Annotated in this window: 23 protein-coding genes; 11 read left to right on the forward strand and 12 right to left on the reverse strand. The window is 72.5% G+C overall.

The genetic code is table 11. The features are described from left to right. The first annotated feature begins 113 nt into the window (after window positions 1–113). From ACIRRH_RS09395 to ACIRRH_RS09405, 3 genes are all read left to right on the forward strand, one after another. On the forward strand, window positions 114–779 hold the full coding sequence (locus tag ACIRRH_RS09395; RefSeq protein ID WP_403064054.1) for a DedA family protein: 666 nt from the start codon (window positions 114–116) through the stop codon (window positions 777–779). Window positions 780–893: 114 nt separating this feature from the next. Further along, window positions 894–1,565, forward strand: coding sequence for an O-methyltransferase (locus tag ACIRRH_RS09400; protein WP_403064057.1), 672 nt, complete (start codon window positions 894–896; stop codon window positions 1,563–1,565). 80 nt (window positions 1,566–1,645) lie between these two features. Further along, window positions 1,646–2,545 carry a Gfo/Idh/MocA family protein gene (locus ACIRRH_RS09405; protein ID WP_403064060.1) on the forward strand — a complete coding sequence of 300 codons (900 nt, stop codon included), beginning with the start codon at window positions 1,646–1,648 and terminating at the stop codon, window positions 2,543–2,545. Window positions 2,546–2,706: 161 nt separating this feature from the next. On the opposite strand, the gene ACIRRH_RS09410 is transcribed toward ACIRRH_RS09405, so the two are convergent. After that, a complete protein-coding gene (locus ACIRRH_RS09410) occupies window positions 2,707–3,822 on the reverse strand; it encodes a hypothetical protein (protein WP_403064063.1) in 1,116 nt (371 codons plus the stop codon). A 252-nt stretch (window positions 3,823–4,074) separates the two neighbouring features. Between ACIRRH_RS09410 and ACIRRH_RS09415 the strand changes: the two genes are divergently transcribed. Next, complete coding sequence (locus ACIRRH_RS09415) at window positions 4,075–6,120, forward strand: transglycosylase domain-containing protein (protein WP_403064066.1); 2,046 nt, start codon at window positions 4,075–4,077, stop codon at window positions 6,118–6,120. A 128-nt stretch (window positions 6,121–6,248) separates the two neighbouring features. Here the strand turns inward: ACIRRH_RS09415 and ACIRRH_RS09420 are convergent, their stop codons facing one another. The 4 genes from ACIRRH_RS09420 to ACIRRH_RS09435 form a co-directional block, all read right to left on the reverse strand. Then, on the reverse strand, window positions 6,249–6,686 hold the full coding sequence (locus ACIRRH_RS09420) for a hypothetical protein (RefSeq protein ID WP_403064069.1): 438 nt from the start codon (window positions 6,684–6,686) through the stop codon (window positions 6,249–6,251). A gap of 169 nt (window positions 6,687–6,855) precedes the next feature. Further along, window positions 6,856–7,857 (reverse strand): hypothetical protein, encoded by a 1,002-nt coding sequence (locus tag ACIRRH_RS09425; RefSeq protein ID WP_403064072.1) that lies wholly within the window; start codon window positions 7,855–7,857, stop codon window positions 6,856–6,858. Window positions 7,858–8,126: 269 nt separating this feature from the next. After that, the gene (locus ACIRRH_RS09430; protein WP_403064075.1) at window positions 8,127–9,350 is read right to left on the reverse strand and encodes a hypothetical protein; all 1,224 of its coding nucleotides are present in this window, start codon (window positions 9,348–9,350) and stop codon (window positions 8,127–8,129) included. Between the two features lie 319 nt (window positions 9,351–9,669). Beyond that, window positions 9,670–10,479: a hypothetical protein gene (locus tag ACIRRH_RS09435; protein ID WP_403064077.1), complete on the reverse strand. Its 810-nt coding sequence runs from the start codon at window positions 10,477–10,479 to the stop codon at window positions 9,670–9,672. A gap of 179 nt (window positions 10,480–10,658) precedes the next feature. Here ACIRRH_RS09435 and ACIRRH_RS09440 point away from each other — a divergent pair, with 179 nt between their 5' ends. Continuing rightward, complete coding sequence (locus tag ACIRRH_RS09440; RefSeq protein WP_403064080.1) at window positions 10,659–10,814, forward strand: hypothetical protein; 156 nt, start codon at window positions 10,659–10,661, stop codon at window positions 10,812–10,814. A 75-nt stretch (window positions 10,815–10,889) separates the two neighbouring features. Here ACIRRH_RS09440 and ACIRRH_RS09445 read toward each other — a convergent pair whose 3' ends face one another. Continuing rightward, a complete protein-coding gene (locus ACIRRH_RS09445) occupies window positions 10,890–11,684 on the reverse strand; it encodes a class I SAM-dependent methyltransferase (protein WP_403064083.1) in 795 nt (264 codons plus the stop codon). A gap of 309 nt (window positions 11,685–11,993) precedes the next feature. Here ACIRRH_RS09445 and ACIRRH_RS09450 point away from each other — a divergent pair, with 309 nt between their 5' ends. The 3 genes from ACIRRH_RS09450 (at window position 11,994) to ACIRRH_RS09460 (ending at window position 15,644) form a co-directional block, all read left to right on the forward strand. Then, on the forward strand, window positions 11,994–13,022 hold the full coding sequence (locus ACIRRH_RS09450; protein ID WP_403064086.1) for a phosphotransferase family protein: 1,029 nt from the start codon (window positions 11,994–11,996) through the stop codon (window positions 13,020–13,022). A gap of 6 nt (window positions 13,023–13,028) precedes the next feature. Beyond that, a complete protein-coding gene (locus ACIRRH_RS09455; RefSeq protein ID WP_403064088.1) occupies window positions 13,029–14,243 on the forward strand; it encodes an acyl-CoA dehydrogenase family protein in 1,215 nt (404 codons plus the stop codon). Window positions 14,244–14,363: 120 nt separating this feature from the next. Further along, on the forward strand, window positions 14,364–15,644 hold the full coding sequence (locus tag ACIRRH_RS09460) for an alpha/beta hydrolase family protein (protein WP_403064091.1): 1,281 nt from the start codon (window positions 14,364–14,366) through the stop codon (window positions 15,642–15,644). Between the two features lie 49 nt (window positions 15,645–15,693). Here the strand turns inward: ACIRRH_RS09460 and ACIRRH_RS09465 are convergent, their stop codons facing one another. Beyond that, window positions 15,694–16,155 (reverse strand): hypothetical protein, encoded by a 462-nt coding sequence (locus ACIRRH_RS09465; RefSeq protein WP_403064094.1) that lies wholly within the window; start codon window positions 16,153–16,155, stop codon window positions 15,694–15,696. Window positions 16,156–16,247: 92 nt separating this feature from the next. Next, on the reverse strand, window positions 16,248–17,402 hold the full coding sequence (locus ACIRRH_RS09470; protein ID WP_403064097.1) for a serine hydrolase domain-containing protein: 1,155 nt from the start codon (window positions 17,400–17,402) through the stop codon (window positions 16,248–16,250). 154 nt (window positions 17,403–17,556) lie between these two features. Between ACIRRH_RS09470 and ACIRRH_RS09475 the strand changes: the two genes are divergently transcribed. Together ACIRRH_RS09475 and ACIRRH_RS09480 are read left to right on the forward strand one after the other, a co-directional pair. Then, a complete protein-coding gene (locus ACIRRH_RS09475) occupies window positions 17,557–17,793 on the forward strand; it encodes a hypothetical protein (RefSeq protein WP_403064100.1) in 237 nt (78 codons plus the stop codon). Between the two features lie 405 nt (window positions 17,794–18,198). After that, window positions 18,199–18,681 carry a hypothetical protein gene (locus ACIRRH_RS09480; protein WP_403064103.1) on the forward strand — a complete coding sequence of 161 codons (483 nt, stop codon included), beginning with the start codon at window positions 18,199–18,201 and terminating at the stop codon, window positions 18,679–18,681. 242 nt (window positions 18,682–18,923) lie between these two features. Here the strand turns inward: ACIRRH_RS09480 and ACIRRH_RS09485 are convergent, their stop codons facing one another. The 4 genes from ACIRRH_RS09485 to ACIRRH_RS09500 form a co-directional block, all read right to left on the reverse strand. Next, window positions 18,924–19,853: an ADP-ribosylglycohydrolase family protein gene (locus tag ACIRRH_RS09485; protein ID WP_403064106.1), complete on the reverse strand. Its 930-nt coding sequence runs from the start codon at window positions 19,851–19,853 to the stop codon at window positions 18,924–18,926. Window positions 19,854–19,923: 70 nt separating this feature from the next. Then, window positions 19,924–20,895, reverse strand: a complete 972-nt coding sequence (locus ACIRRH_RS09490; RefSeq protein WP_403064108.1) for an NADPH:quinone oxidoreductase family protein — start codon at window positions 20,893–20,895, stop codon at window positions 19,924–19,926. Next, a complete protein-coding gene (locus ACIRRH_RS09495; RefSeq protein WP_403064111.1) occupies window positions 20,892–21,680 on the reverse strand; it encodes an SDR family oxidoreductase in 789 nt (262 codons plus the stop codon). Before ACIRRH_RS09495 ends, ACIRRH_RS09490 begins: the two co-directional genes overlap by 4 nt. Then, window positions 21,677–22,435, reverse strand: a complete 759-nt coding sequence (locus ACIRRH_RS09500) for an SDR family oxidoreductase (protein ID WP_224284044.1) — start codon at window positions 22,433–22,435, stop codon at window positions 21,677–21,679. The genes ACIRRH_RS09495 and ACIRRH_RS09500 overlap by 4 nt, the downstream gene beginning before the upstream one ends. A 172-nt stretch (window positions 22,436–22,607) precedes the next feature. Between ACIRRH_RS09500 and ACIRRH_RS09505 the strand changes: the two genes are divergently transcribed. Then, window positions 22,608–23,234 carry a TetR/AcrR family transcriptional regulator gene (locus ACIRRH_RS09505; RefSeq protein WP_403064114.1) on the forward strand — a complete coding sequence of 209 codons (627 nt, stop codon included), beginning with the start codon at window positions 22,608–22,610 and terminating at the stop codon, window positions 23,232–23,234. Window positions 23,235–23,531: the final 297 nt, after the last annotated feature.

The raw sequence follows: 23,531 nt of genomic DNA on the forward strand, positions 1-23,531 counted from the left end.
TAGGCTCGCTCCGGGGGAGCGGCCTGGGTGCCGCCATCGGACGAACTGCCGGGACCGGCACGCCGCTCCAGGGGGAGCGCGGCCGGTCCCGTCCTGCCACGGAGGGACTGGCCTTGCACATCGACGCCTGGATCGAGGGGATTCCGCCCACGGCGGTGTATGCCGTGATCGGTCTGATCATCGGGCTGGAATCGCTGGGCATTCCCTTGCCCGGCGAGATCGCCCTGGTCACGGCGTCCCTGATGGCGGTCAAGGGTGTGGTGAGCCCGTGGGGCGTCGCGGCCTGCGCGATCGCCGGCGCCATCATCGGCGACTCGATCGGGTACTCGATCGGGCGCAAGGGGGGCAAGCCGCTCTTCGAGAAGCTGGGACGCAAGTTCCCCAAGCACTTCGGGCCCTCGCACCTGGCCACCGCCGAGCGCTCGTTCCACAAGTGGGGCATGTGGGCGGTCTTCTTCGGCCGGTTCATCGCCCTGCTGCGCATCTTCGCCGGTCCGCTGGCCGGCGCGCTGAAGATGCCGTACTGGAAGTTCCTGATCGCCAACGTGCTGGGCGGCATCGTCTGGGCCGGCGGTACGACGATGCTGGTCTACAAGGTCGGCAAGAGCATCGAGCCCTGGCTGGCCCGGTTCTCCTGGGCGGGCCTGGGCGCGGCCCTGGTGATCGGTCTGCTCTCGGCCTGGATCATGAAGCGCCGTGCCGCCAAGACGCACGCCAAGATCGAGGCGGAGGAGGCGGCCAAGGCCGCCGCCGCTGCCAAGGAGCCGGTCGCCGACTGACCGCTCGACCGACCGGTCCCTCGATCGGTCGTCCACGGTGACCGTCGTGGTGCCCTCGGGCCCTCGGAGTAGCATCGGCCGGGTACCTGCCGATCTTGCACTCTGGAGGGCCCGATGTCTTTGCAGCCGACCTGGGATGCCGTGGACGCGTACTTCTCCGAGCAACTGGTCGGGCCCGATCCGGCGCTGGAGGCCGCTACGGCCGCCGCCGACGCGGCCGGGCTGCCGAAGATCGCGGTGGCCCCCAACCAGGGCAAGCTGCTGCACCTGCTGGCGCTGACCCAGGGCGCGAAGCGGATCCTGGAGGTCGGCACGCTCGGCGGCTACAGCGCGATCTGGCTGGCCCGGGCGCTGCCGGCGGACGGCACCCTGCTCACCCTGGAGCTGGACCCCCGGCACGCCGAGGTCGCCCGGGGCAACCTGGCGGCCGCCGGGCTGGCCGGGGTCGCCGAGGTACGGGTCGGCCGGGCCGCCGACTCGCTGGCCGAGCTGGTGGAGCAGGGCGTGGAGCCCTTCGACCTGGTCTTCATCGACGCCGACAAGCCGAGCAACCCGGAGTACTTCCGCCGGGCGCTCCAGCTGACCCGGCCCGGCTCATTGATCATCGTCGACAACGTGGTGCGCGGCGGCGCGGTCGCGGACGCGGCCAGCACCGACCCGGCGGTGGTCGCCACCCGGGCGCTGCACGAGCTGATCGCGGCCGAGCCGAGGGTCACCGCGACGTCGGTGCAGACGGTCGGCAGCAAGGGCTACGACGGCTTCACCCTGGCCCGCGTCCAGGGCTGAACCACGGGACTCGCCGGAACACCGCGACAGAACACCGCGACGGCGACGGAACACACGGAACACGAAGGAACGGACACATCGTGCGGATCGGACTGCTGGGAACCGGCCCCTGGGCGGAGCGGGTGCACGCGCCCGTCCTGGCCGAGCACCCCGGGCTGGAGTTCACCGGCGTCTGGGGCCGTCGTCCGGAGGCGGCCGAGGCACTGGGCGCCGCGCACGGCGTGCCCGGGTACGCGGACCTCGACCGGCTGCTGGCCGAGGTGGACGCGGTCTCCATCGCGCTGCCCCCGACCGTGCAGGCGGGTCTCGCGGTGCGGGCCGCCGAGGCCGGCTGCCACCTGCTGCTGGACAAGCCGGTCGCGCTGACCGTGCCGGACGCCAAGGCGGTGGCCGAGGCGGTGTGCGAGCACAAGGTCGCCTCGGTGGTCTTCTTCACCGTGCGCTTCGGCGGTACGCAGATCCCGTGGATCGAGCGGCAGGCGCAGCTCGGCGGCTGGTTCACCGGGCGCTCGGACTGGCTCGGTTCGGTGTTCGCGCCCGGCAGCACCAGCCCGTACGCGGCCTCGCCGTGGCGCCTGGAGAAGGGCGCGCTGTGGGACGTCGGCCCGCACGCGCTGTCCGTGCTGCTGCCGGTGCTGGGCGACGCGACGCAGGTGACGGCGGTGGCCGGCCCGCTGGACACCGTGCACCTGGTGGTGCGGCACGCGGGCGGCGCCTCCAGCACGCTCGTCCTCAGCCTGACCGCGCCGCTCGCGGCGGGCGGGACGGGCATGGAGCTGCGCGGCGAGCACGGCGTGGTGCAGCTGCCCGAGCGCGGCGAGGGCCCGGTCGCGGCGCTGCACCGGGCACTGGACGCCCTCCAGGCCTCGGCGGCCTCCGGCGAGCCGCATCCCTGCGGGGCGGACTTCGGGCTGCGGGTGGTGGAGATCCTGGTCGGCGCTGAGCGCTCGCTGGCGAGCGGCGGACCGGTGGAGGTCTGAGCAGATGACCCGGCGGGGCCCGGGGAGGGCTCGGAGCCGGTAGGGACGGAGCGCGACCTCCTCGTGCCCGGCGGCGAGCTCGGCCCACGTGCCGTCGACGCCGTCGGGCAACCGCACCGTCCGATCATGCGGCACCCGCCGCCGTCGGGGGAAGCCGTCCGTCAGGGCGTGCCCGGCGGCAGCGGCGGCAGGGTCGAGGACGGGCGGCGGTCGGTGGGGCGGGCCGGCGGGATGACCGGGGCGCGGAAGTCGCGCGGGCCGGTCCACAGCGCCGGGACGGCGTCGCTGCGGCGGGCCAGTTCGTACGCCAGCGCCTCGTAGTTGACCCGCCAGCCGTGGAAGTGCGCCCAGGCGTCCTCGGCCGGGCGCTCGCGCGGGAAGCCGGCCGCGGTGATCATCGCGACGGCGCCCAGGTACTCGGCGTAGGTCAGCCGGATCGGAAGGTCCGGGTCCGGGTCGGGGTCGAAGTGGATCCGCAGCGAGCGGGCGATGTCACGCATCGCGGTGAAGCCGGCCCGGATCACCAGCCGGGCCTCGGGCGGGGCCGAGCGCGGGCAGAGCGCCAGGTGCAGGGCGGCGGCGTCCATCACGGCGATCAGCCCGACCACCCAGCTGCGGTTGGGCTGGGGGGAGCGGAAGGAGAGCAGCACCGGGTAGTTGGAGTGGCTCTCGCCGATGTCGGCGGCCAGCCGCTCCCAGTCCCGGTAGAGCTGGGGGAGCGCCGTCTCGGTGTCCACCAGGGACTGGCGGGCCAGCAGCTCGGGGCCCCAGGCGGGCTCGCCGGCCCGGGACTGGAGCAGCGTCACCTCGGTCTCGCGGCGCTGGTAGGCGGCGTAGAGGGTCGGCAGGTAGGAGATCTGGAGGGCGATGACCAGCGGGCCGCTGGCGGCGGCCATGAAGTCGATCGCGGAGAGCTGGAGCCGCTCGCCGCTGGCGAAGCCGAGGGTGAACAGGCTGGACCCGGCCTCGCGCACGGACACCGACCAGCTGAGGTCGGAGGTGCCGTGCAGCAGCAGGGTGTAGGCGGTCAGCATCCCGCCGAGCCACACCCCGAGCATGCCCAGCAGCACCAGCGGCGCCAGCCAGGTGAGCGCCCGGTCCTGCGCGTGGTAGCCGCCGGCCGGCATGGCGGACAGCCGCAGCAGCCCGCGCAGCACCCGCCAGAGCCGCATCACCAGCGCCGAGTAGAGCCCGCGCGGAACGACCAGCGTGCGCAGGATGCTGCCGACGACCAGCAGGAGCAGCAGCGCGCCGAGCGCGGTCTGGATCATCCTCATGGCGCCATTCTGACGGGCCGCGGGGGCTGCCGCGGGCCGGGTCCCGCTGCCGCGGGCCGGTCGGCGGCCCTCGGCCGGCCGTCCGCCGAGCCGGTTGCCGAGCCGTTCGTCGTCCGTCCGTCGTTCGTCCGTGGTCCGTCCGTCGCCCGGAGTATGACCATGATCACACCATGACCAGGCGTACGTACTGATGTTCCTCGGGCGTCTATGTGTACGGAGGATCAGTCCCACGAGCGAATCGGAGACCGGACGGTGCGTGCGCAGCAAGACGGCGGGGCCGAGGAGGAGAAGTCCGGGCGCCGACGGTGGCGGTTCCCACCGCGCGGCAGGCCGTTACGAGGGCGGCGCCCGTCCCTGAGGGTCGACTACCCGCGCGGCGGGCGGCGCGGGGTCCGCCGCTGGCTCCCGTCCTGGCGGCAGCTGCTGCTGGTGGCCGGGACGGGTGCGGCGGCGCTGACGGGCTGGCTGGTCTGGTTCTACGTGAACACCGCCGTCCCGGAGGACCTCAACTCCTTCGCCACCCAGCAGAACAACGTCTACTACTGGGCGGACGGCACCGAGATGGCGCGGATCGGCCCGACCAACCGGCAGGAGGTGCCGCTCGGCCAGGTTCCGGAGCCGGTGCAGTGGGCGGTGCTGGCCGCCGAGAACGAGACCTTCTACACCGACCCGGGCATCTCCGTGACCGGCATCGGCCGTGCCGTCGTCCAGATGGTCACGGGCGGTGACACCCAGGGCGGTTCCACCATCACCCAGCAGTACGTCAAGAACATCTACCTGAACCAGCGCCAGGACATGTCCCGCAAACTCAGCGAGATCGTCATCGCGATCAAGCTGGACGACCGGATGAGCAAGCAGGACATCCTGGCGGGCTACCTGAACACCAGCTGGTTCGGGCGCGGCAGCTACGGCATCCAGCGCGCCGCGGCCGCCTACTACGGCAAGGACGTCTCCCAGCTCGACCCGAGCGAAGGCGCCTTCCTGGCAGCCCTGTTGAAGGGTGCCGGGCAGTACGACCCGGGGGTCGGCGCGGCGAACCGGGAACGGGCAGAGGAGCGCTGGTCCTGGATCCTGGACCGGATGGTGGAGGTGGGCAAGCTGTCCGCCGCCGAGCGCGCCCGGTACACGGTGTTCCCCGAACCCAAGCCGCAGCCGAAGTCGGCAGGGCTGAGCGGCCAGATCGGGTACCTGGTGGACATGGCCCGCACCTACGTGGAGAGCCACAGCGACATCACCCCGGCCCAGTTCGACCTCGGCGGCCACCAGATCCGCACCACCTTCGAGAAGCCGAAGGTCGACGCCCTGGCCGCCGCCGTGCGGGAGGGCACCGCGGGGATCGACCCGGACAACCGGGAGGCCGACAGGCTCCTGAAGGTCGGCGCCGCCTCGGTGGCCCCGGACGGCCGGGTCGTCGCGCTCTACGGCGGTCCCGACTACCTGAAGCAGGGCTTCAACAACGCCAACACCTCGACCGTGCCGATCGGTTCGGCCTTCACGCCGGTGGTGTACGCCGCCGGGCTCAGTCAGGGAGCGCAGCGCCAGCGGGGCGGCACCCGCACCCCGGTGACCCCCGCCACCACCTACAACGGCGACGACGGGGTGAACGTGATGACCCCGGAAGGGCCGTACTGGGGACGGGACGGAAAGATCGTCAAGACCGCCAACGACGGCAAGCGGAACTGGGGCACGATCACCCTGCGGAACGCGGTCGAGCAGTCCGTCAACGGGCCGCTGATGCAGCTCGGCATGGACGTGGGCCTGGACCGGGTGCAGAAGACCGCCACCGACCTCGGCCTGCTCCCCAACAGCCTGGGCGAACTCGTCCCGGCCCTCGGCGTCGGGAACTCCACCCCCAGCGCCCTGCGCACCGCCGACGCGTACGCCGCCTTCGCGGCGGGCGGCAACCACACCGACCCGTACTCGGTGCTCGCGATCTCCCGCAACGGCGTCCAGCTCCCGCTGAGCCTGCCGACCGCCGTCCAGGCACTGACCCCGGCGGTCGCGGGCGAGGTGGACGCGGCGCTCAAGGGCTCGGTCCGCGACGGAGCCGCCACGTCCGTGGCGGAGGCGGGGCCGGGCCTGGCGGCCAAACCCGGCACCACCGCGGACCGCACGGCAGGGTGGTGCGTCGGCTACAACGGGCAGCTGTCGACGGCGGTCACCGTCTTCCGTGCGGACCTGAAGGACATGAAGTTGCTCTCCCTCGAAGGCCTGGGCGGCGCGGCCCCGGACACCTCGGACGCCGCCCTGCCGACCCGGATCTGGACCACGTACATGAAGTCCACGGGCGCACGGTAGGCCGACCGGCCGCGGGGGCCGTGGGCCACGGCCCCCGCGGCGGCGCTCTCCGTGCCGGTCGGTGCAAGCGGTGTCGTCGCGGTCGACTGCCTTCCGCAGGCCCGCATCGTGGGCCCGTTGTCGGGGTCTCAGACGAGGGTGGCGTCGAGGAAGGCGCACCAGGCGGCGTGGACCCGATCGGCGTGGGAGCCGTCCTTGCCGGGGTTGTCGCCGGTGTCACGGGTGTCGCCGGACTCGCCGGACTCGCCGGGGTCGGCGGCGAGGAGGTCCAGCAGCAGGCCGCGCAGGACGGCGAGCACCACGGTGGGGTTCGCCCGGGTGCCGTCGAGGACGCGTTCCAGCGGTGGCAGCCACTCGTCCAGGGAGGCGCTGCCGAAGTCCAGCCATGGCTCACAGTGGCCGAAGGCGCGGACGTACCCCTCGAAGAACAGCCGTAGCGTGCCCCGGTGTCGGGGCTCGGTCAGCCACTCCCAGAGCAGTTCGAGGGTCTCCCGGGCGCTGCCCCCCTCGGCCTCGGACCGTTCCAGCAGCGCCAGTTGTTCGGCCCGTCCGACCGTCCTGGTCATCGGCGTCCCGATCGCGGACACCCTCGCCGAGGTGAGCACCCGGGCCGGGGTACCACGGAACGCAGCCCCGGGTGGGAACCCGGGGCTGCGTCCGATCCTGCTGGAGCTCACCGGCGCCGGCCGGCTGCGTCACCTGCCGTCACCTGTGTGTTCGACCCGACAAGGTGCGTCAGGAGCAGGTGTACTGCGCGGGTCGGGAGGTGTCGTTCCCGATGAGGGTCTTCTCGTCGGTGCTGATCGCGTCGATCGAGAAGTTGGCCGAGACCGCGGACAACGAGTCCGCGACCACGCCGTTACGCCACAGGACGGGCCGTGCGGTCGACCCGACGTACGCGCTGCCGCCCACGGTTCCGTTACCGCCGATGGCCGTTGCCTCGATGGCGCCATTGCTGATGGTCCGGACCAGCGAACCCTGATCGTTCCACTCGGCCGCGGCGTAGCTCGTGCTGTTGGTCACGTCGCCGACGACGCGCCCGTCCCGGATCGCCGACGGAGTGGCCGCGGCGCCGGAGCCGCGCGCGGCGAGCGCGTGCCACTGACCGTTGGTGTCCGTGACGAAGCCACCCGCGTCGGTGTACCCGACGATCCGGCCCTGCTCGTCGATGTCGGTGACGAAGAGGAGGCCGGTCGCGGGGAGAGACAGTTCGCGGTACGTTCCCGGTGCGCTCGCCGGCCACACCACCAGGATGTTCTTCGTGCCCACCGAGGCGGTCCCGGCGATGTCACCGGCATTGTTGATCACCTTGGCCGACGCGCCACCCCAGGCCGGGTTGGACGGCAGCGCCGTCGTCGTCCCGGTGGGGCTCACCGTCACGGCCGTGAACTTGTTGTTGACGATGTCGTCGCCCGCGATCAGGCCGGCCGAGTTGACGTCCGACACGTGGGGGCCGTCCGCGGGGAGCTGCAGCACGACCTTTCCGTTGTCCCACAGCGTCCCGCGCTTTTCCTTGTAGCCGTAAGGCCAGCTGGTGGACAGCGTTCCGGTGATGCCGACCCCGTACCGGCCGCCGTCGCTTGCGTACAGCGTGCCGCTGGTCGCGGTGGACGGCAGCTCCCAAGCCGTCTTCTGCCATTGACAGGACGCAGCCTGAGCGGTGCCGACCGGCACGAGACCGAGTGCCGCCGTGATCGCCGCCACGGCGATCACGCTTCCGTTACGTCGGTTGAACAAGGGATCCGCCCTTCCTCACAAGGAATGAACTTTCCGGCAACCGACCCTGACAGGGCCCGCCGTGTCACGTGAAGCAACTTGAGTGAAGCGGAAACAACGGTGCGTGGCCGGAGATCCGGTGCTTGAGCACCTTGGTCCTCCTGGGGAACCAGCGATGTCAGGCCGTGTGCCCGTGCATCCGGCTCGGCCTCGCGGACCCCGGTGGCACGCCCCGATCCGGACGGCCTCCGGGGCCCGCGGAGGGCTGCGATCACGGCGGTCCCGCCCGGTCACTTGACCAGGCGGGACCAGTCGGCCGGCTGGGCGGGGTCGAGTTGGCGGAGCTGGTCGAGGACCTTCGGGTCCTGGGCGTCGAGCCAGTCGGCGACCTGGCGGAAGGAGACGCAGCGGACGCCCTCCCGCTTGCAGACGTTCTTCATCACGTCCTCGATGGCCTGCATGTAGATGCCGCCGTTCCAGGACTCGAAGTGGTTGCCGATGAAGAGCGGGGCGCGGCTGCCGTTGTAGACGCGTTCGAAGCCGGCCAGGTAGCTGTCGCGGGTCTCCTTCTCCCAGGTGTCGTACTTCTTGGGGTCGCCGTTGGTGGTGTTCCCGGACTGGTTGGCCAGGAAGTTGAAGTCCATCGAGAGGCTCTGGGTCGACCTGCCGGCGTAGGGGAGCATCTGCAGCGGGAAGTTCCAGATGCCCTCCTTCTTCACCGGCCAGACCTGGAACTCGCCCGGGGAGCTGGCGTCGTAGCGGAAACCCGTCGCCTTCTCGGCCGCCAGCAGGTTCTTCTGGCCCTCCAGGCAGGGGGCTCGGCCGCCGACCAGCTCCTTGGTGTAGTCGAAGGGGAGCGGCGGGAGATCCTTGAAGCCGGTGTTGGTCTTCCAGTTGGTGACGAAGGAGACGGACTGGTCGAGCTCGCTCTTCCACTCCTCGGTGCTCCAGTCGCCGCCGCCCTTGGCGCCGCAGAAGTGCCCGTTGAAGTGGGTGCCGATCTCGTTGCCGTCCAGCCAGGCCAGGCGCAGCTGTTCCAGGGTGTCCTTGATGTGGGGGTCGGTGGCGAAGTCGATGGAGGCGTCGCCGGGCTTGTGCTGCGGCGGCTTGTAGAGCGTGCTCTTGGACTTGGGGAGGACGTAGAGGCCGGAGAGGAAGAAGGTCATCTGGGCGTTGTTCTCCACGCCGAGCTTGCGGAAGCGGGAGAACATGCGCTCGTCGCCCTCCAGGGCGCCGTCCCAGGAGAAGACGACGAACTGCGGCGGCTTCTCGCCGGGCTTGAGCTTCTCGGGCGTGGGCTGCTTGGGCTGCGGGCCGGTATAGGAGGTGGACCCGTCGCCGAGCACCTTGACCTGGCCGTCCCAGGTGGGGGTGGGAACGGGCGGTGGCGGGGCAGGGGCCTCGGTGGTGGTGCTCGGGGCGGGGCCGGCCGGGGTGGTGCCGGTGGTGGCCGTGGGTCTGCTCTGCGTGCCGGAACATCCCGTCGCCAGGGCGGAGGCCCCGAGGACCCCCATTGCCAGCAGGATGGCCGAGCCGCGAGCAGTCCGCACCGGACCCCATTTCTCTGATGTTCGATCAGGCGATGTTCGGAAGATGATCGATGAATGTGATCATCAGAACACTTTTGATCGACCTCTGTCGAGGCGGGGCCGGTGCGGCTGCGGAGGGGGAGGGGTTGCCGAGCAACTCCCCTGTGTCACAAGGCAGCTGGCGTGGAACGGAGGCTCCGGCGGAAGGCCTCGGCCGCAGCGAGGGTGTAGAAACGCCTGATCCGCTCCGAGGGCCCCGGCGCGCACTTTGGCGTAGGCCTGGACGGTTCGGCTCTGCTCCGGATCAGACGTGGCAGCGCACGTTGACCAACAGGGTGTTCCCGGGCAGGCCTGTGAGATAGGTCAGGACGTCGTGGCGCGTGCCGGGGACGTCCGGCTTGTGGGTGCACGCGGCGCGACCGTGGCAGGCGCCGTGCAGGGGCTCCTCGTTCTCGTCGTCGTCCCACCACCACCCGCCGAGGGTGAGCACGTTGCGCGGGAACAGCAGGCTGAACGCGTAACTCTCGACGTACTCCCGGCGGCTGCGCTCGCCGATGAGCGCCGGGTCCCAGCCGAAGGTGAAGTGGGCGCCGAGGTCGAGCCGTTCGAGGGCTGGCGCGACATCCTCCACCCAGGCCCGAACGGCCGGCTGCAGCCGGAAGTCGACGGCCTCCTGTGAGTCCTCGTACGACGCGCGGGTTCCGCCGGCGGCGAGGTGGCGCAGGAAGAACACGCTTTCCGCGTGCGCGGCCGGGAAGCCGGCGGCCACCTCCTGCCAGCGGTCCCAGACCAGGCCGGCGTGCTCGGCGGCCTCCGCGCGCTGCCGCTCGCGGAAGTCGATCAGCTCGCGCGGTCCGCCCGCGCACCGGCCGGGGTCGGGCTGGTCCGGCGTCCCGTCGTCGAAAGGCCGGCCGGCGAGCAGACGCGGATCGTCCTCGTAGCCGGCCAGGACGGGCAGGCCACCGCCGGCGGTGATCCGGTAGCCGTCCCACACGTCCCGTTCCAAGGCGCCCACGCCGTCCGAAGCGAACGGCTTCATCGCCTCCGCGACGGCCTCGTCCACCCTGGTCGCCTCCGCGCCGGGCAGGCACACGGTGATTCTCATTCCAGCCATCCCGGAAGGGTAGGCGGTGCCCGGCAGGGTAACGGTATGGCAACCGAGCGTGCCATTCGCCGGGCCGATGGGAAAAACATTGCCAACTCGCTTGCCGAGAGCGGCTGTTGGGCTGACCTTCCCTGCGTCATGGTGAGAGCCGAACCAGCTGCCGCGTGCCACACGGGGGAGGGCTGGTCATGGACTGGGAAGAGCGTCGGGCCTATGAGCGGGGGCGTCAGGACGAACGGGACCGGATCCGGAACGCGGTCGACGGCGACGACGGAGGATGCTGCAGCTGTCTGTTCGTCCTGCTCGTCATTGCCATCCTTGCGGGGTGGATCAATTTCCGCTGAGGACCTGCCGGACCTCCGGCGGGGGCCGGTTCCCGGCCCCTGGGCCACTGCGTCACGCTGCCCGTCGACGGCGGGCTACCCGACCCGGCCCGCGAGTACGGAGACCTTGACGTGTTCCGTAAAAGAGGATTGACCGGCGGGCAGGGACTGTTGAACGTACTCGGCGAATGCCGGCCGGTTCTTCGACTCAGGCAGCTTGTCCGCGGGGATCGCGGAACAGATGCCGCCCATGAGCTGGTCGAAGCTCAGTTCATCGCTGTACTCGATCACGATTTCCTGCACCCGTTCGAAGCCGGCGGCGTCGAGCGCCTGCGCGTACCGGTCCCGGTCCTCGGGCCGGGTGCCGCACGACGCCTCCAGGCTGGTGCCGAAATGGCCTTCCAGGCAGGCGCGGAGCGCCCGTGACCAAGTGCTGTCCTGCAGCCACAGGGGAGTGCCGTTGGCCACGGCAGCGATTCCACCGCCAGGCCGGAACATCGGCACGAGCGCACGGAAGAGCTCGTCGTGCCGCATCCAGTGGAGCGCGTTGCCGATGACCGTCATCGCCAATGACCTTTGCCCCAGCAGGGCTCCGAGGGCCGGGACGTCGCTGTCGGCGCCCAGCACCCACGTCGCGTTGCCGATGCCTTGCCTCGCGGCTGCTTCTCCTGCGAGCCGGAGCATGTCCGGCTCGGGGTCCATGCCGATGACCGCGCGCACCCTACGCGCCAGGGGCAGGGCGAGCTGACCGGTGCCGCACCCGAGATCGAGCACCGCATCGTCGGCCTGAAGTCCGAACGTCGCCTGCAGTGCGTCGACGGCCTCTGGCGGATATCCGCGGCGGTACTTCGCGTAGTAACCGGCGACGTCACCGCTGAATCCCTGAGTCATGGTCGACACCATGCCGCCCTCTGCCGAAGCGGGACAGCCTTTGGCCGGTCGATCGGCTGTCAGCAGAAGGACCCCTCGCGACGGCACCTGACTCAGGTTGCTCGGCCAGCAGTTCGGCCTGATACGTCAGGGCTGCGGTTCAGCTGAACCGCAGCCCTGACCGGCCGCCGTCGTCTCCGCCCGCGACATGCCCCGAACGAAGCCCCGAGCCGTGCGGCGCGGGGGTTCGCGGCATTGACAGGGGGCCTCCTGCGGTTGAATGCTAAGCAAGCGCTTAGTCAATGATCCGCTTCCCCGAGGAGCCGCCCGATGGCCGAGACCCCCGTAGACCCGCCCGGCCTGGACCTGGCCCGCCTCCGGTCCCACCTGGAGCGCGAGCTGCCCGGCGTCCTCCAGGGGCCGCTGCGGGCCGACCTCATCGAGGGCGGCCGCTCGAACCTCACGTACGCGCTGAGCGACGACGCCTCCCACTGGGTCCTCCGGCGCCCGCCGCTCGGACACGTCCTCGCCACCGCGCACGACATGGGCCGCGAGTACCGCGTGATGACCGCGCTGCGCGACACCGGCGTTCCCGTGCCCCGCACCCTTCTGCTCGACACGGACACCGACACCCTCGGCGCGCCCTGGTACCTCATGGAGTACGTCCAGGGCACCGCGCACCGGGACGCCGCCCCACTGGCCGCCCTCGGCGAGCAGCGGGTGCGCGCACTCGGGCAGCGTCTGGTCGACACCCTCGCCGGCCTGCACCGCATCGACCCCGCCGCCGTCGGCCTCGCCGACTTCGGGCATCCGGACGGCTACCTGGAGCGCCAGCTGCGCCGCTGGTCCAAGCAACTCGCCGCCTCCCGCAGCCGCGACCTGCCGGACCTGGACCGGCTGCGCGACCTGCTCGGCCGGCGGCTGCCCGTGTCCCCGGCACCCGCGCTGGTGCACGGCGACTACCGACTCGACAACGTCCTGGTCGACGAGGGCGACACCATCGCCGCCGTCCTGGACTGGGAGATGTCCACCCTCGGCGACCCGCTCACCGACGTCGGCCTGCTGGTGATGTACACCGAACTCGCCGGCGTCGGCGGCGGCATCATCCCCTCCGCCATGACCGCTCCCGGCTTCCCGAAGCCCGACGAGATCGTCTCCCGATACGCCGACGCGACCGGCCGCCGGGCGGAGGACCTCGACTGGTACGTCGCCTTCGCCTCGTTCAAGCTCGCCGCCGTCGCCGAGGGCATCCACTTCCGCTTCCGGCAGGGCCGCACCCTGGGCGCCGGCTTCGAGCGCGCCGGTGAGATGGCGCCGATCCTCGCCCGGCACGGCCTGAGCACCCTCAAGGAGAGCTGAACACCGATGGACTTCGCCTACGACGCCCGGACGAACGAGGTCCGCGCGCAGTTGCTCGCCTTCATGGACGAGCACGTGTACCCCGCCGAGCCCGTCCTCGCCGCCCAACTCGCCGACCGGGACCGCGATCCCTGGGCCATCCCCCCGGTCGTCGCCGACCTCCAGGCCGAGGCCCGCAAGCAGAACCTGTGGAACCTCTTCCTCCCGGGTGAGCTCGGCGCCGGCCTGACCAACCTCCAGTACGCCCCGCTCGCCGAAATCACCGGCCGCAGCATCCAGTTGGCCCCGCCCGCGCTCAACTGCGCGGCGCCCGACACCGGCAACATGGAGCTGCTCGCCCAGTTCGGCAGCGCCGAGCAGCGCGAGCGCTGGCTGCGCCCGCTCCTGGACGGCGAGATCCGCTCGGCCTTCGCGATGACCGAGCCCGAGGTCGCGTCCTCGGACGCCACCAACATCGCCACCCGGATCGAGCGGGACGGCGACGAGTACGTGATCAACGGCCGCAAGTGGTACATCACCGGGGCGATGAACCCCGCCTGTCGGATCCTCATCGTGATGGGCAAGACCGACCCGGCCGCCGAACCGCACCGGCAGCAGAGCATGGTGCTCGTCCCGCGCGACACCCCGGGCGTGACCGTGAAGCGCGGCATGACGGTCTTCGGCTACGACGACGCCGACCACGGCGGCCACGCCGAGGTGCTGTTCGAGGACGTCCGCGTCCCGGTGGAGAACCTGATCGGCGAGGAGGGCACCGGTTTCGCCATCGCCCAGGCCCGGCTCGGCCCCGGCCGCATCCACCACTGCATGCGCGCCATCGGCATCGCCGAGCGGGCGCTGGAGCTGATGTGCCGCCGGGCCAACGAGCGGGTGGCGTTCGGGAAGCCGCTGGCCGAGCAGGGCGTGGTGCAGGACTGGATCGCCGAATCCCGCGTCCGCATCGAGCAGTTGCGGCTGCTGGTGCTGAAGACGGCCTGGCTGATGGACACCGTCGGCAACCGCGGTGCGCACACCGAGATCCAGGCGATCAAGATCGCCACTCCGCGCACCGTCGAGTGGATCCTGGACAAGGCCGTCCAGGCGCACGGCGCGGCCGGCGTCAGCCAGGACACCCCGCTCGCCCAGCTCTGGGCCGGCAACCGCACCCTGCGGCTGGCCGACGGCCCGGACGAGGTGCACAAGCGCTCGCTGGCCCGGAGGGAACTGCGGCAGTACCGGCGCTGACCCGTAGGGGAGTGATACCCGGGTATTCAGGGGCTGGTTGGCCCCCTGGTATGACGGCCGCGGCCCGTCCCCGACCGTAGTGTCCTGCGTGTTCGATCGATCGGAACACGGAGGGACATCATGGGAATTCCGGGACGGGCCGTGGCGGCGGTCCTGCTGGCGGCGGCGACGGCAGTGGGCACGATCGGTGCGGCCGGAGCGGTTGCGGCGGCGCCGGGGGACGGCAGCCCCGGACGGCAGGCGCGGGCCTGGCTGCCGGAGCCCAGCGGGCCGTACCCGATCGGGACCACCGCGCTGCACCTCACCGACGCCGGCCGGGAGGACCCGTGGCACCCCGGGCAGCGGCGCGAGCTGATGATCAGCCTCTGGTACCCGACCTCCCACCCGGCCGCCGGCGACGACCGCGCCCCGTACATGGAGCCCGCCGCCGGGCGGCACTTCGACGGCCCGGACGGCGTCGGCCTGCTCAACTACGGCACCGAGCCCGGCCGCACCGACTGGTCGGCCATCCGCACCCACGCCCGCAAGGACGCCCCGGCGCTGCCCGGCGGCCCGCGCCCGGTCGTGCTGTACTCGCCCGGCCTCGGCGACCCGCGCACCTGGGGGACGGCGCTGGTCGAGGACCTCGCGTCGCGCGGCTACGTGGTGGTCACCGTCGACCACACCTACGAGGCCTCCGAGGTCGCCTTCCCCGGCGGCGACCTGGCCCCCTCGGTGCTCCCCGGCATGCTCGGGCAGCCCGGCCTGGACATCGGCGCGGTGCTGCGCAAGGCGATGGACACCCGGGTGGCCGACACCCGCTTCGTCCTGGACCGGCTCACCGAGCTGGGCGGGCAGCCCGGCCTGCCCGCCGGGGTGGCCGGAGCCCTCGACCTCGGCAGGATCGGCATGGTCGGCCAGTCGGCGGGCGGCTTCACCGCGCTCCAGACCATGCACGACGACCCGCGGATCACGGCCGGCATCAACATGGACGGGCAGATGCACTTCCCCGGCCCCGACGGCCACACCGGCGTCTTCCTGCCCAGCGTCGCCGAGGACGGCCTGGACCGCCCGTTCCTGCTGATGGGCACCGGAAGCGACGACTCCGGCAGCTACCGCAACCAGCCCGGCTGGAACGCCCTGTGGCAGCACAGCACCGGCTGGCACGCCGACCTCACCCTCACCGGCTCCCGCCACGGCTCGTACACCGACGCCCAACCGCTGCTGCCGCAACTCGCCCGCCAGGGCGTGCTCAGCGCCGAGCAGCTGCGCAAGGACGTCGGTGACATCCGCCCCGGCCGCGCAGAACTGGCCACCCGCACCTACGTGGCGTCCTTCTTCGACCGCTGGCTGCGCGGCCAGGACGACCACCTGCTCGACGGGCCGTCGGCGCGCTTCCCCGAGGTGGCGTACGAGCGGTAGAGCCCGTCGCGGAAGGCCCGGTGGCGGCTGACGGCCACCGGCCTCCGGGTCAGTAGTACAGCGGAGTGCGGACGACGGCCGGCCTGGCCGGGGCCGGCCCGTCGAGGCGGATCTTCGGCAGCTCGTGGTCGGGGATCAGGAAGCTGCTGTAGTCGGCGGGCGCGGAACTCTCCGCCCAGTACAGCGCGCCGGCCACCACATGGCCGACACCGCCGGACTCCGTCTCCAGGATGAACACGCGCCGGTCGCGCCCGCCGTCGGGATCGGCGGCCAGAGCCCGTTCCTCCTCCGCCGGGGAGGCGGTCCGGATCGTCAGCGTGCGGTACCACATGCCGACCGAGAGCGCGCCGACGTTCTTGAAGAGCACCTCCAGGGTGGTCGGCCGCCCGGCCTCGACGTCCTGCTCACCACGGAAGAGGACCTGGCCGTGCGCGATGACGTAGGCGAACAGGCTCAGGGGCCGGTCGAAGGTGACCGGGAGGCGCACCGGTTCCTTGATCTGATCCACCATGACTGCTCCTCACTCCTCGTTCCGTCGGTGCTTCCGCTGCCGCTGCCCGTCGTGCGGGCCGGAGCGGTGCCGCTCCGGCCCGCACGATGCTCTCAGACCGCCCGGACCGCGGCGGTGATCAGCCGGTGGTTCTCCGGGCCCGCGCCGTAGCCCGACGGCAGGCCGAAGCGGCGGCGGGTGTACGCGTAGGCGATGCCGCTGTCCGGGTCGGCGAGGGCGAGCGAGCCGGCGGCCCCGCTGTGGCCGAAGGCGTTCGGGCCCAGGGCGCGGTAACGGCCGCTCAGCTCCTCGAAGCCCAGACCGAAGACGTCCTCGTTCCCGGCGACGAGGTCGGTTCCGCGGTACCGGACCCGCGCGAACTCGGCGATGGTCTCCGGCTTCAGCAGCGGTGCCCGGCCGTCCACCTCGCTGATCGCCGCGGCGTACATCCCAGCCGCGCCCCGCGCGGTGCCGATCGCACCGGAGGAGGCGGGCCCGAGGACCCGCACGGCCCGGGAGTTCGCGAAGGCCACCGGGTCGGTCGGGGAGGCCGCGTTCAGGTTGAACGCGATGCCCGTGATGCTGTCCGGCGCCGCCGCGTCGGCGGCGAGCCGCTCGGCCTCCTCCGGCGTCGGCAGCATCGGCAGCACCTCGGCGTACCGCGGTTCGAGAGCCTCCGGCAGACCCAGGTGGAAGTCGAGGCCGTACGGCACCCGGACCCGCTCCTCGTAGATCTCCTGGATCGAGCGGCCCGTCACCCGCCGCACCACCTCGCCCGTCAGGGCGCCGATCACGAAGGCGTGGTAGCCGTACGCCGTTCCCGGCTCCCAGAACGGCCGCTGACCGGCGAGCCGCGCGGCGATCAGTCGGTCGTCGGCCAGGTCGGCCTCGGTGAAGCCGCCGTCGACGCCGATCAGGCCGGCACGGTGGGCGAGCAGCTCGCGCACGGTGAGCCGGTCCTTGCCCTCCGCCCCGAACTCCGGCCAGTACGAGGCCACTTCCCGGTCGAGGTCGATGAGGCCGTCCTGGACCAGGAGGGCGACCACCAGGTGGGCCGCCCCCTTGGCGAGGGAGAAGAGGCCGGTCAGCGTGTCCGCCGTCGTACCGGGGCCGGCCCACAGGTCGGCCACCCGGCGGCCGTGGTGGTGGACCACGAGCTGCGCCTCGGGCGCCTCGCGCAGCTCGTCCAGCACCGCGGCGAACTCCTCCCGGACGCCCTCGAAGCCAGCCTCCACCGTCCCGTGCACGGTGTTGTCGTCGTGCGCCATGGCATTCCCCCGTTGTTGATCGTCCGTCAGTACGTGGGCAACAGCCCTCCGCGGCCGGTGATTCCCGGGGCGACGGCGAATTCTCCGGCAGGAGCCGCCGGAGTTGCCGGAGCCATCGGACCCTAGCGGATCTCCGAGCCGGGTCGAGCACCTCGTGTACACCAGCCTCTCCGGCGACGGCGACCACCTGCCCTACGCCCTCGCCCACCGCTGGACGGAGCGCCGGCTGCGCGCGTCCGCCACGCTGCGCTGGACGGTGCTGCGCAACGGCCTGTACGCCGAGTTCCTGGGCGCGATCGCCGCGCCCGGCCCGGACGGGGTGATCGGCGCGCCGCTCGGGGACGGGAAGCTCGCGGCGGTGGCCCTGGAGGTCATCGCCGAGGGGCGGTGACCACTGCGCGGGTGATCGTGCGACCGGGAACAACTCCTCGGCAGTCGCACGCCGGTGGATGTCGGCGGCTTCACGGCCGGCCGGTCGACGGAGCGTTTCGACCCGCGGAAGGCCGCTCCCCGCCATGCGAAATTCACAGACCGGGGTCTACCCGCATAGACAGCGGTAGGCCATCATGGTCCGATGCCGGTTCTCGAAGCCCGCTCCTCGTGTCCTTGGAGCCGCGGGCGGTGGTGCCGGACGGATCGGTCGGCCCTCGCGCCGGAGCACTGCCGCGTCACAGCACTTCGTACGACCCCTTCGTCCGGGCCGGTTCCGTCGGCCCGGCGCCGGACCTCCCGCCCTCCTGCCGAGGCGCGGCAGGTTCCGGGAGTCGAGTCGGATGCACGCCATCCTCACCGGGAGATGCAGATGAAGCCACGCACCGCAGCCACCGTCGTCGCCCTGGCCCTGGCCGGCCTCGCCGTCTCGGCGCCCACGGCCGGCGCCAGCGGTACCAAGCTGTCGCAGTCGACGGCCGCCAGTCAGCTCAGCAACGCCGGCATCACGTGGAGTTCCAGTGGGGGCTGTACCACCAGGTCCAACTCCACCTGCACCTCGTTCGACCAGATCAACTCGGGCACGGTGAGTGCCATCATCACCCTGAAGCAGGCCAGCGGCTGTGCCATCAACATCACCGGCGGGACCGAGGTGGGCCACGCCTCCGGCACCTACAGCCACTACAACGGCTACAAGGTCGACATCGCCCGCAGTTCCTGCATCGACAACTACATTCAGAACAGCTTCACCTACATCGGCTACCGGGGCGACGGTTACCCGCAGTGGAAGGCCGCATCGGGCAACCTGTACTGCAACGAGGGCAGCCACTGGGACATCCTCATCTACTGACGCTCATCTACTGACGTGACGCTCATCTACTGACGCCGAACTCGGGTGTCGGGCGCCGGCCCCCGAGGGGTGCCGGCGCCGCGGTGGAACCGACGCTCATCGATGCAGTTCCAACTCGAATGTTCAGGTGTCGCGGCCCTGCCCGGCTGCTAGCCGCGCCCGGCCCTGGAGGTCATCGCCGCGGGGCGGTGACCTCGGCACGGTGCGAGGGCCCCTGTGCGAGGGCCCCTGTGCGTCGGCGCCTATGCCTCGGCTTCGGCCTCGGCGACCCATGCGGGCAGAGCTTCGCGGCAGGCCAGCCACTGCGGCGGGACGTTCGCGAGGCCGGTGCGGGCGGCGACCACGCCGCCGGTGATGGCGCAGGTGGTGTCCACGTCACCGAGTCCCTCGGCAGTGGTCCAGAGGGCGTCGGTGAGGCTGTCGAGGTGGTGCGCGGCGGACCACAGCGCGAACGGGACGGTGTCGCTCGCCCGGATCCGCTGCCCGTTGCCGAGCAGGTCGGCCGCGCGCCAGGGCTCGGTGTCGGCGGGCAGGTCGGCGGCCCGGCTCACGCCGTCGCGGACCGCGCCCCGCGGGGTGCGGCCGGCGACCTCGGCCAGCAGCCCGGCGCCGACGGGTGCGGGCCCGGAGCGGCCGCGGGCGGCGAGAGCCGCCGCGAGGGCGACGGCCACGGCCCCGGCGACGCCCTCGGGGTGGGCGTGGGTGACCTCCGCGGACAGCGCCGCCTGCTCCGACGCCTCGTCCAGGTCCGCGGAGAACCAGGCGCCCAGTGGGGCCACCCGCATCGCCGCGCCGTTGCCGAGGCTGCCCTGGCCGTCGAACAGCTCCCGCGCGGCGGTGCGCCAACTCCCGGGATCCCCGGCCAGTCCGGGCAGCAGCAGGTGCATCCCGTGTCCGTACCCGCGGCCCGGATCCGCCCGGTAGTTCGCCGCGAAGGCCTGGGCGAGTCGCTCCTGGTGCACCGCGTCTAAGGCGGTCAGGACGCCGAACACCGACAGCGCCATGGCGGTGTCGTCGGTCCAGTGCCAGGGGCCTTCCTCCGGGGTGCGCCGGGCCCGGATCTGTTCGAACGCCTCCTTGGGTGAGCGGAACAGGGGGAACCAGCGCTCTCCGAATCCGTCCCCGAGGGCCAGACCCTCCAACGAGTCGCGAGCGATGGAAAACGATGTCATCCCGGCATCCTGGCAGCGGCCGTGGGCCCGCGCAGCCGGATTACCGGCCGCGCGGGCGGTGGATCGCCGGTCAGTCGCCCAGCACGGCGATCCGGCCGGTGCTGAGCCCGGCGGCGACGCGCCGGACGGCGTCCGAGGCGGCGGCCAGCGGCACCCGGGCGCTCACCAGGGGGCGGACGACACTCTGCTCGGCGAGCCTGGTGAGCTCGTCGTGGGCGGTGCGGACGGCGCGCGGGTCGTGGGTGCTGTAGAGGCCCCAGTGCAGGCCCAGGATCGCGTAGTTCTTCACCAGGGCGTGGTTGAGCGCCGGGGCGGGCACCTGCCCGGCGGCGAAGCCGACCACCACGATCCGGCCCTCGAAGGCGACGCACCGGGTGGAGCCGGTGTACGCCTCGCCGCCGACCGGGTCGAAGACCACGTCCGCGCCGCGCCCGTCGGTGGCCTCCTTGACGGCGGCGACGAAGTCCCGCTCCCGGCGGTCCACCACCAGGTCGGCGCCGAGCGCCTCCGCCGTCCGTGCCTTCGCCGGCCCGCCGACCACGGCGATCACCCGTGCCCCGGCCGCCCGGCCGAGCTGGACCGCCGCGCTGCCGACCCCGCCGGCCGCCGCGTGCACCAGCAGGGTCTCACCGGCCCGCAGCCGGGCCCGGCGGTGCAGCGCGAACCAGGCGGTCTGGTAGCCGATGTGCAGGGCGGCGGCCTCGGCGTCGTCCAGCGCCTCGGGCGCCGGGAACGCGGCGTCGGCGTCCAGCAGGGCGTACTCGGCGAAGGCGCCGTGCGGCAGCACCGGGTTGCCGATCAGCCGCTCGCCCCGCCGGGCGCCGTCCACCACCTCGCCGCACAGCTCCACGCCGGGCGTGAACGGCAGCGGCGGGCGGACCTGGTACTGCCCGCGCACCATCAGCGCGTCCGGGAAGTTGACGGCCGCCGCCCGCACCCGGACCAGCAGCTGCCCCGGCCCGGGCACCGGCCGCGCGACGTCCTCGGCCAGCCGCATCACCTCGGCCGGCTCGCCGAGTTCGCGCACCTGCCAGGCCCTCACAGCAGCTCGCTCCTCTCCAGTCCCTGCTGGAGCCGGTTCATGCCGGCGATCCAGCGGTCCGGGTCGGTGGCCCGGACCCGGTAGTAGTCGGCGACCTCGGGGTGCGGCAGGAGCAGGAAGCGCTCCTCGCGCATGCCGTCCAGCGCCGCCTCGGCGACGTCCGCCGGGTCGAGCGCGGTCGGGGCCAGCAGCGCCTCGCCGACCGCGCCGGTGGAGGTGAGCATGTCGGTGCGCACGCCCTGCGGGCAGAGCGCGTGCACCCGGACACCCCGGTGGCGGTAGGTCGCGGAGAGCCACTCGGCGAAGGCCAGCGCGCCGTGCTTGCTGACGGCGTAAGGGGCGGAGCCGAGCATGGTGAGCAGCCCGGCGGCGGAGACGGTGGCCAGGAAGCGGCCCTCGCCGCGCTCCAGCCAGCGGGGGAGCAGCAGTTCGGCGGCCCGGACGTGGGCCATGACGTTGACCTCCCAGGCGCTCGCCCAGGCCGCGGCGGGCGCGTCCGCCCCGCCGACCGGGGCGACGCCCGCGTTGGCGCACCACACGTCGATCTCGCCGAGTTCGCCGCGGGCCCGCCCGACCAGGCCGGCCAGCCCCTCGGCGGAGGCGGCGTCCCCGGGCAGCGCGGTGCCCCCGCACTCCTTCGCCACGGCGTGGGCCGCCCCGGCGTCCAGGTCGTTGACCACCACCCGGGCGCCGGCCGCGGCGAAGGCCCGGGCCAGTGCGGCCCCGATGCCCCGGCCGCCGCCGGTCACCACCACGCCCCGGCCGTCGAACGCCCCGGTGGTCACATGCCACCGCCGAGGGTGACCCCGCCGTCCACGACGAGGGTCTGGCCGGTGATCCAGCCGGCGTCCGGGGAGAGCAGGAAGGCGACGGCGCCGGCGACGTCCTCGGGGACGCCGAGACGGCCGAGCGGGTAGGCCTTGGCGACCTTCTCCTCGCGGCCCTCGTACAGCGCCTCGGCGAACCTGGTCTTCACCAGGGCGGGGGCGACGGCGTTGACCCGGACGCCCTGGGGGCCCAGCTCGGCGGCGAGTTCGGTGGTGAGCCGGATCAGCGCGGCCTTGCTGACGCCGTACATGCCGATCCCGAGCGAGGCGCGGATGCCGGTGATGGAGGCGACGTTGACGATCGAGCCGCCGTGCTCGCCCATCCAGGCGGCGTGCGCGCGGCGGGTCCAGGCCAGCGGGGCCAGCACGTTGACGGCGAGGATCTTGGCGGCGGCGGCCTCGTCGGTGTCGAGGACCGGCCCGTAGACGGGGTTGATGCCGGTGTTGTTGACCAGGTGGTCGAGCCGGCCGAAGGCTTCCAGGGTGCGGGCGACGGCCTCCTCCTGGTGCGCCGGGTCGTCGGCCTTGCCCGCGACGGCGATCGCGTTGTCCGGGCCGCCCAGGTCGCGGACGGCCTCGGCCAGCGGCTCCGGGTTGCGGGCGGTGAGGCAGACCTTGGCCCCGCGGTCGACCAGCTCGCGCGCGATGCCGAGGCCGATGCCCCGGCTCGATCCGGTGACGACGGCCACCCGGCCCTTGAAGGAGTGCACCACGGAGCGTCCTGCCTTTCCCACGGGGATGCTGAGTCCTGAGGACTGTCGCTGACTAAGCGCTTGCTCAGCATGCTGTCGGTGCGGGAACCTGTCAACAGCCTGCCGAACGCCCGCCTGTCCCGCGGGGTGGTCGGCGGGAATGCCTGTACGAGTTCTCTGGGAGGATGGCGCCATGACCAGCACCCCGCTCGCCGACCTCTGGCCGACCCTGCCCGGCGCCGACGCCCGCCCCGAAGCGGCGTACCGGCTGCTCCAGGCCGCCGTCGAGTCGTTCGCGGAGCGCGGCTTCCACGCCACCACGACCCGGGACATCGCCACCGCGGCGGGGATGAGCCCGGCCGCGCTGTACATCCACTACCAGTCGAAGGCCGCGCTGCTGGCCGAGATCAGCCGGGCCGGTCACGCCGCCACGCTGACCCTGGTCCGGGACGCGGTGGCCGGACTGGGCGGTCCGGCCGAGCGGATGCGCAGGCTGGTCGAGCAGTTCACCGCCTGGCACGCCCGGGCCAGGACGGTCGGCCGGGTGGTCAACTACGAACTGCACGCGCTGCCCGAGGACGCCTATGCGGTGGTCGCGGCGCTGCGGCTGGACATCGAGCGCGAGGTCAGCGCGCTGATCGAGGCGGGCGTGGCGGTGGGGGACTTCCAGGTGACGGAGGTGCGGACGGCGGCCCGCGCGGTCACCTCGCTGGGCATCGACGTCTCCCGCTGGTACACGGCCAACTCCACGGAGGCGCCGGAGGAACTCGGGCGCCGTTACGGCGAGTTGGTGCTGCGGATGCTCGGCGCCCGGGTCTGAGTCCGGGCCCGTCGGGCGGATCCCGCAGGGCGGGCGGCGGAGCGTCCCGGTCCACCCTTGACCAGCTCGCGGGGGTGCGAGCAGACTCGTATACGAAGTACGTGTGCCTCGTAAGCGCGTAGCGCAGGGGTCGGCACGCAGGGTGACACCGCGGGCCCTCCCCGGCGCACTCCCACCGCAGCTCCCGCGCTGCGGATCGAAACAACTGTTCTTCCACCGGGCCGTCTGACCCGGCACGACGGGGCGCCCGCCGCGACCGACCGCGGCGGGCGCCCTGCTGTCGGGCACTGCGGCTCA

This window comes from Kitasatospora sp. NPDC101235 (assembly GCF_044767505.1).
Lineage (GTDB): Bacteria > Actinomycetota > Actinomycetes > Streptomycetales > Streptomycetaceae > Kitasatospora.

Excerpts from the sequence above, each read along its gene's own strand:
- ACIRRH_RS09400 (WP_403064057.1), top strand. The coding sequence starts at position 894 with ATGTCTTTGCAGCCGACCTGGGATGCCGTGGACGCGTACTTCTCCGAG.
- ACIRRH_RS09410 (WP_403064063.1), bottom strand. The coding sequence starts at position 3,822 with ATGAGGATGATCCAGACCGCGCTCGGCGCGCTGCTGCTCCTGCTGGTC.
- ACIRRH_RS09420 (WP_403064069.1), bottom strand. The coding sequence starts at position 6,686 with ATGACCAGGACGGTCGGACGGGCCGAACAACTGGCGCTGCTGGAACGG.
- ACIRRH_RS09430 (WP_403064075.1), bottom strand. The coding sequence starts at position 9,350 with ATGGGGGTCCTCGGGGCCTCCGCCCTGGCGACGGGATGTTCCGGCACG.
- ACIRRH_RS09435 (WP_403064077.1), bottom strand. The coding sequence starts at position 10,479 with ATGGCTGGAATGAGAATCACCGTGTGCCTGCCCGGCGCGGAGGCGACC.
- ACIRRH_RS09440 (WP_403064080.1), top strand. The coding sequence starts at position 10,659 with ATGGACTGGGAAGAGCGTCGGGCCTATGAGCGGGGGCGTCAGGACGAA.
- ACIRRH_RS09445 (WP_403064083.1), bottom strand. The coding sequence starts at position 11,684 with ATGACTCAGGGATTCAGCGGTGACGTCGCCGGTTACTACGCGAAGTAC.
- ACIRRH_RS09450 (WP_403064086.1), top strand. The coding sequence starts at position 11,994 with ATGGCCGAGACCCCCGTAGACCCGCCCGGCCTGGACCTGGCCCGCCTC.
- ACIRRH_RS09455 (WP_403064088.1), top strand. The coding sequence starts at position 13,029 with ATGGACTTCGCCTACGACGCCCGGACGAACGAGGTCCGCGCGCAGTTG.
- ACIRRH_RS09460 (WP_403064091.1), top strand. The coding sequence starts at position 14,364 with ATGGGAATTCCGGGACGGGCCGTGGCGGCGGTCCTGCTGGCGGCGGCG.
- ACIRRH_RS09465 (WP_403064094.1), bottom strand. The coding sequence starts at position 16,155 with ATGGTGGATCAGATCAAGGAACCGGTGCGCCTCCCGGTCACCTTCGAC.
- ACIRRH_RS09470 (WP_403064097.1), bottom strand. The coding sequence starts at position 17,402 with ATGGCGCACGACGACAACACCGTGCACGGGACGGTGGAGGCTGGCTTC.
- ACIRRH_RS09480 (WP_403064103.1), top strand. The coding sequence starts at position 18,199 with ATGCAGATGAAGCCACGCACCGCAGCCACCGTCGTCGCCCTGGCCCTG.
- ACIRRH_RS09485 (WP_403064106.1), bottom strand. The coding sequence starts at position 19,853 with ATGACATCGTTTTCCATCGCTCGCGACTCGTTGGAGGGTCTGGCCCTC.
- ACIRRH_RS09505 (WP_403064114.1), top strand. The coding sequence starts at position 22,608 with ATGACCAGCACCCCGCTCGCCGACCTCTGGCCGACCCTGCCCGGCGCC.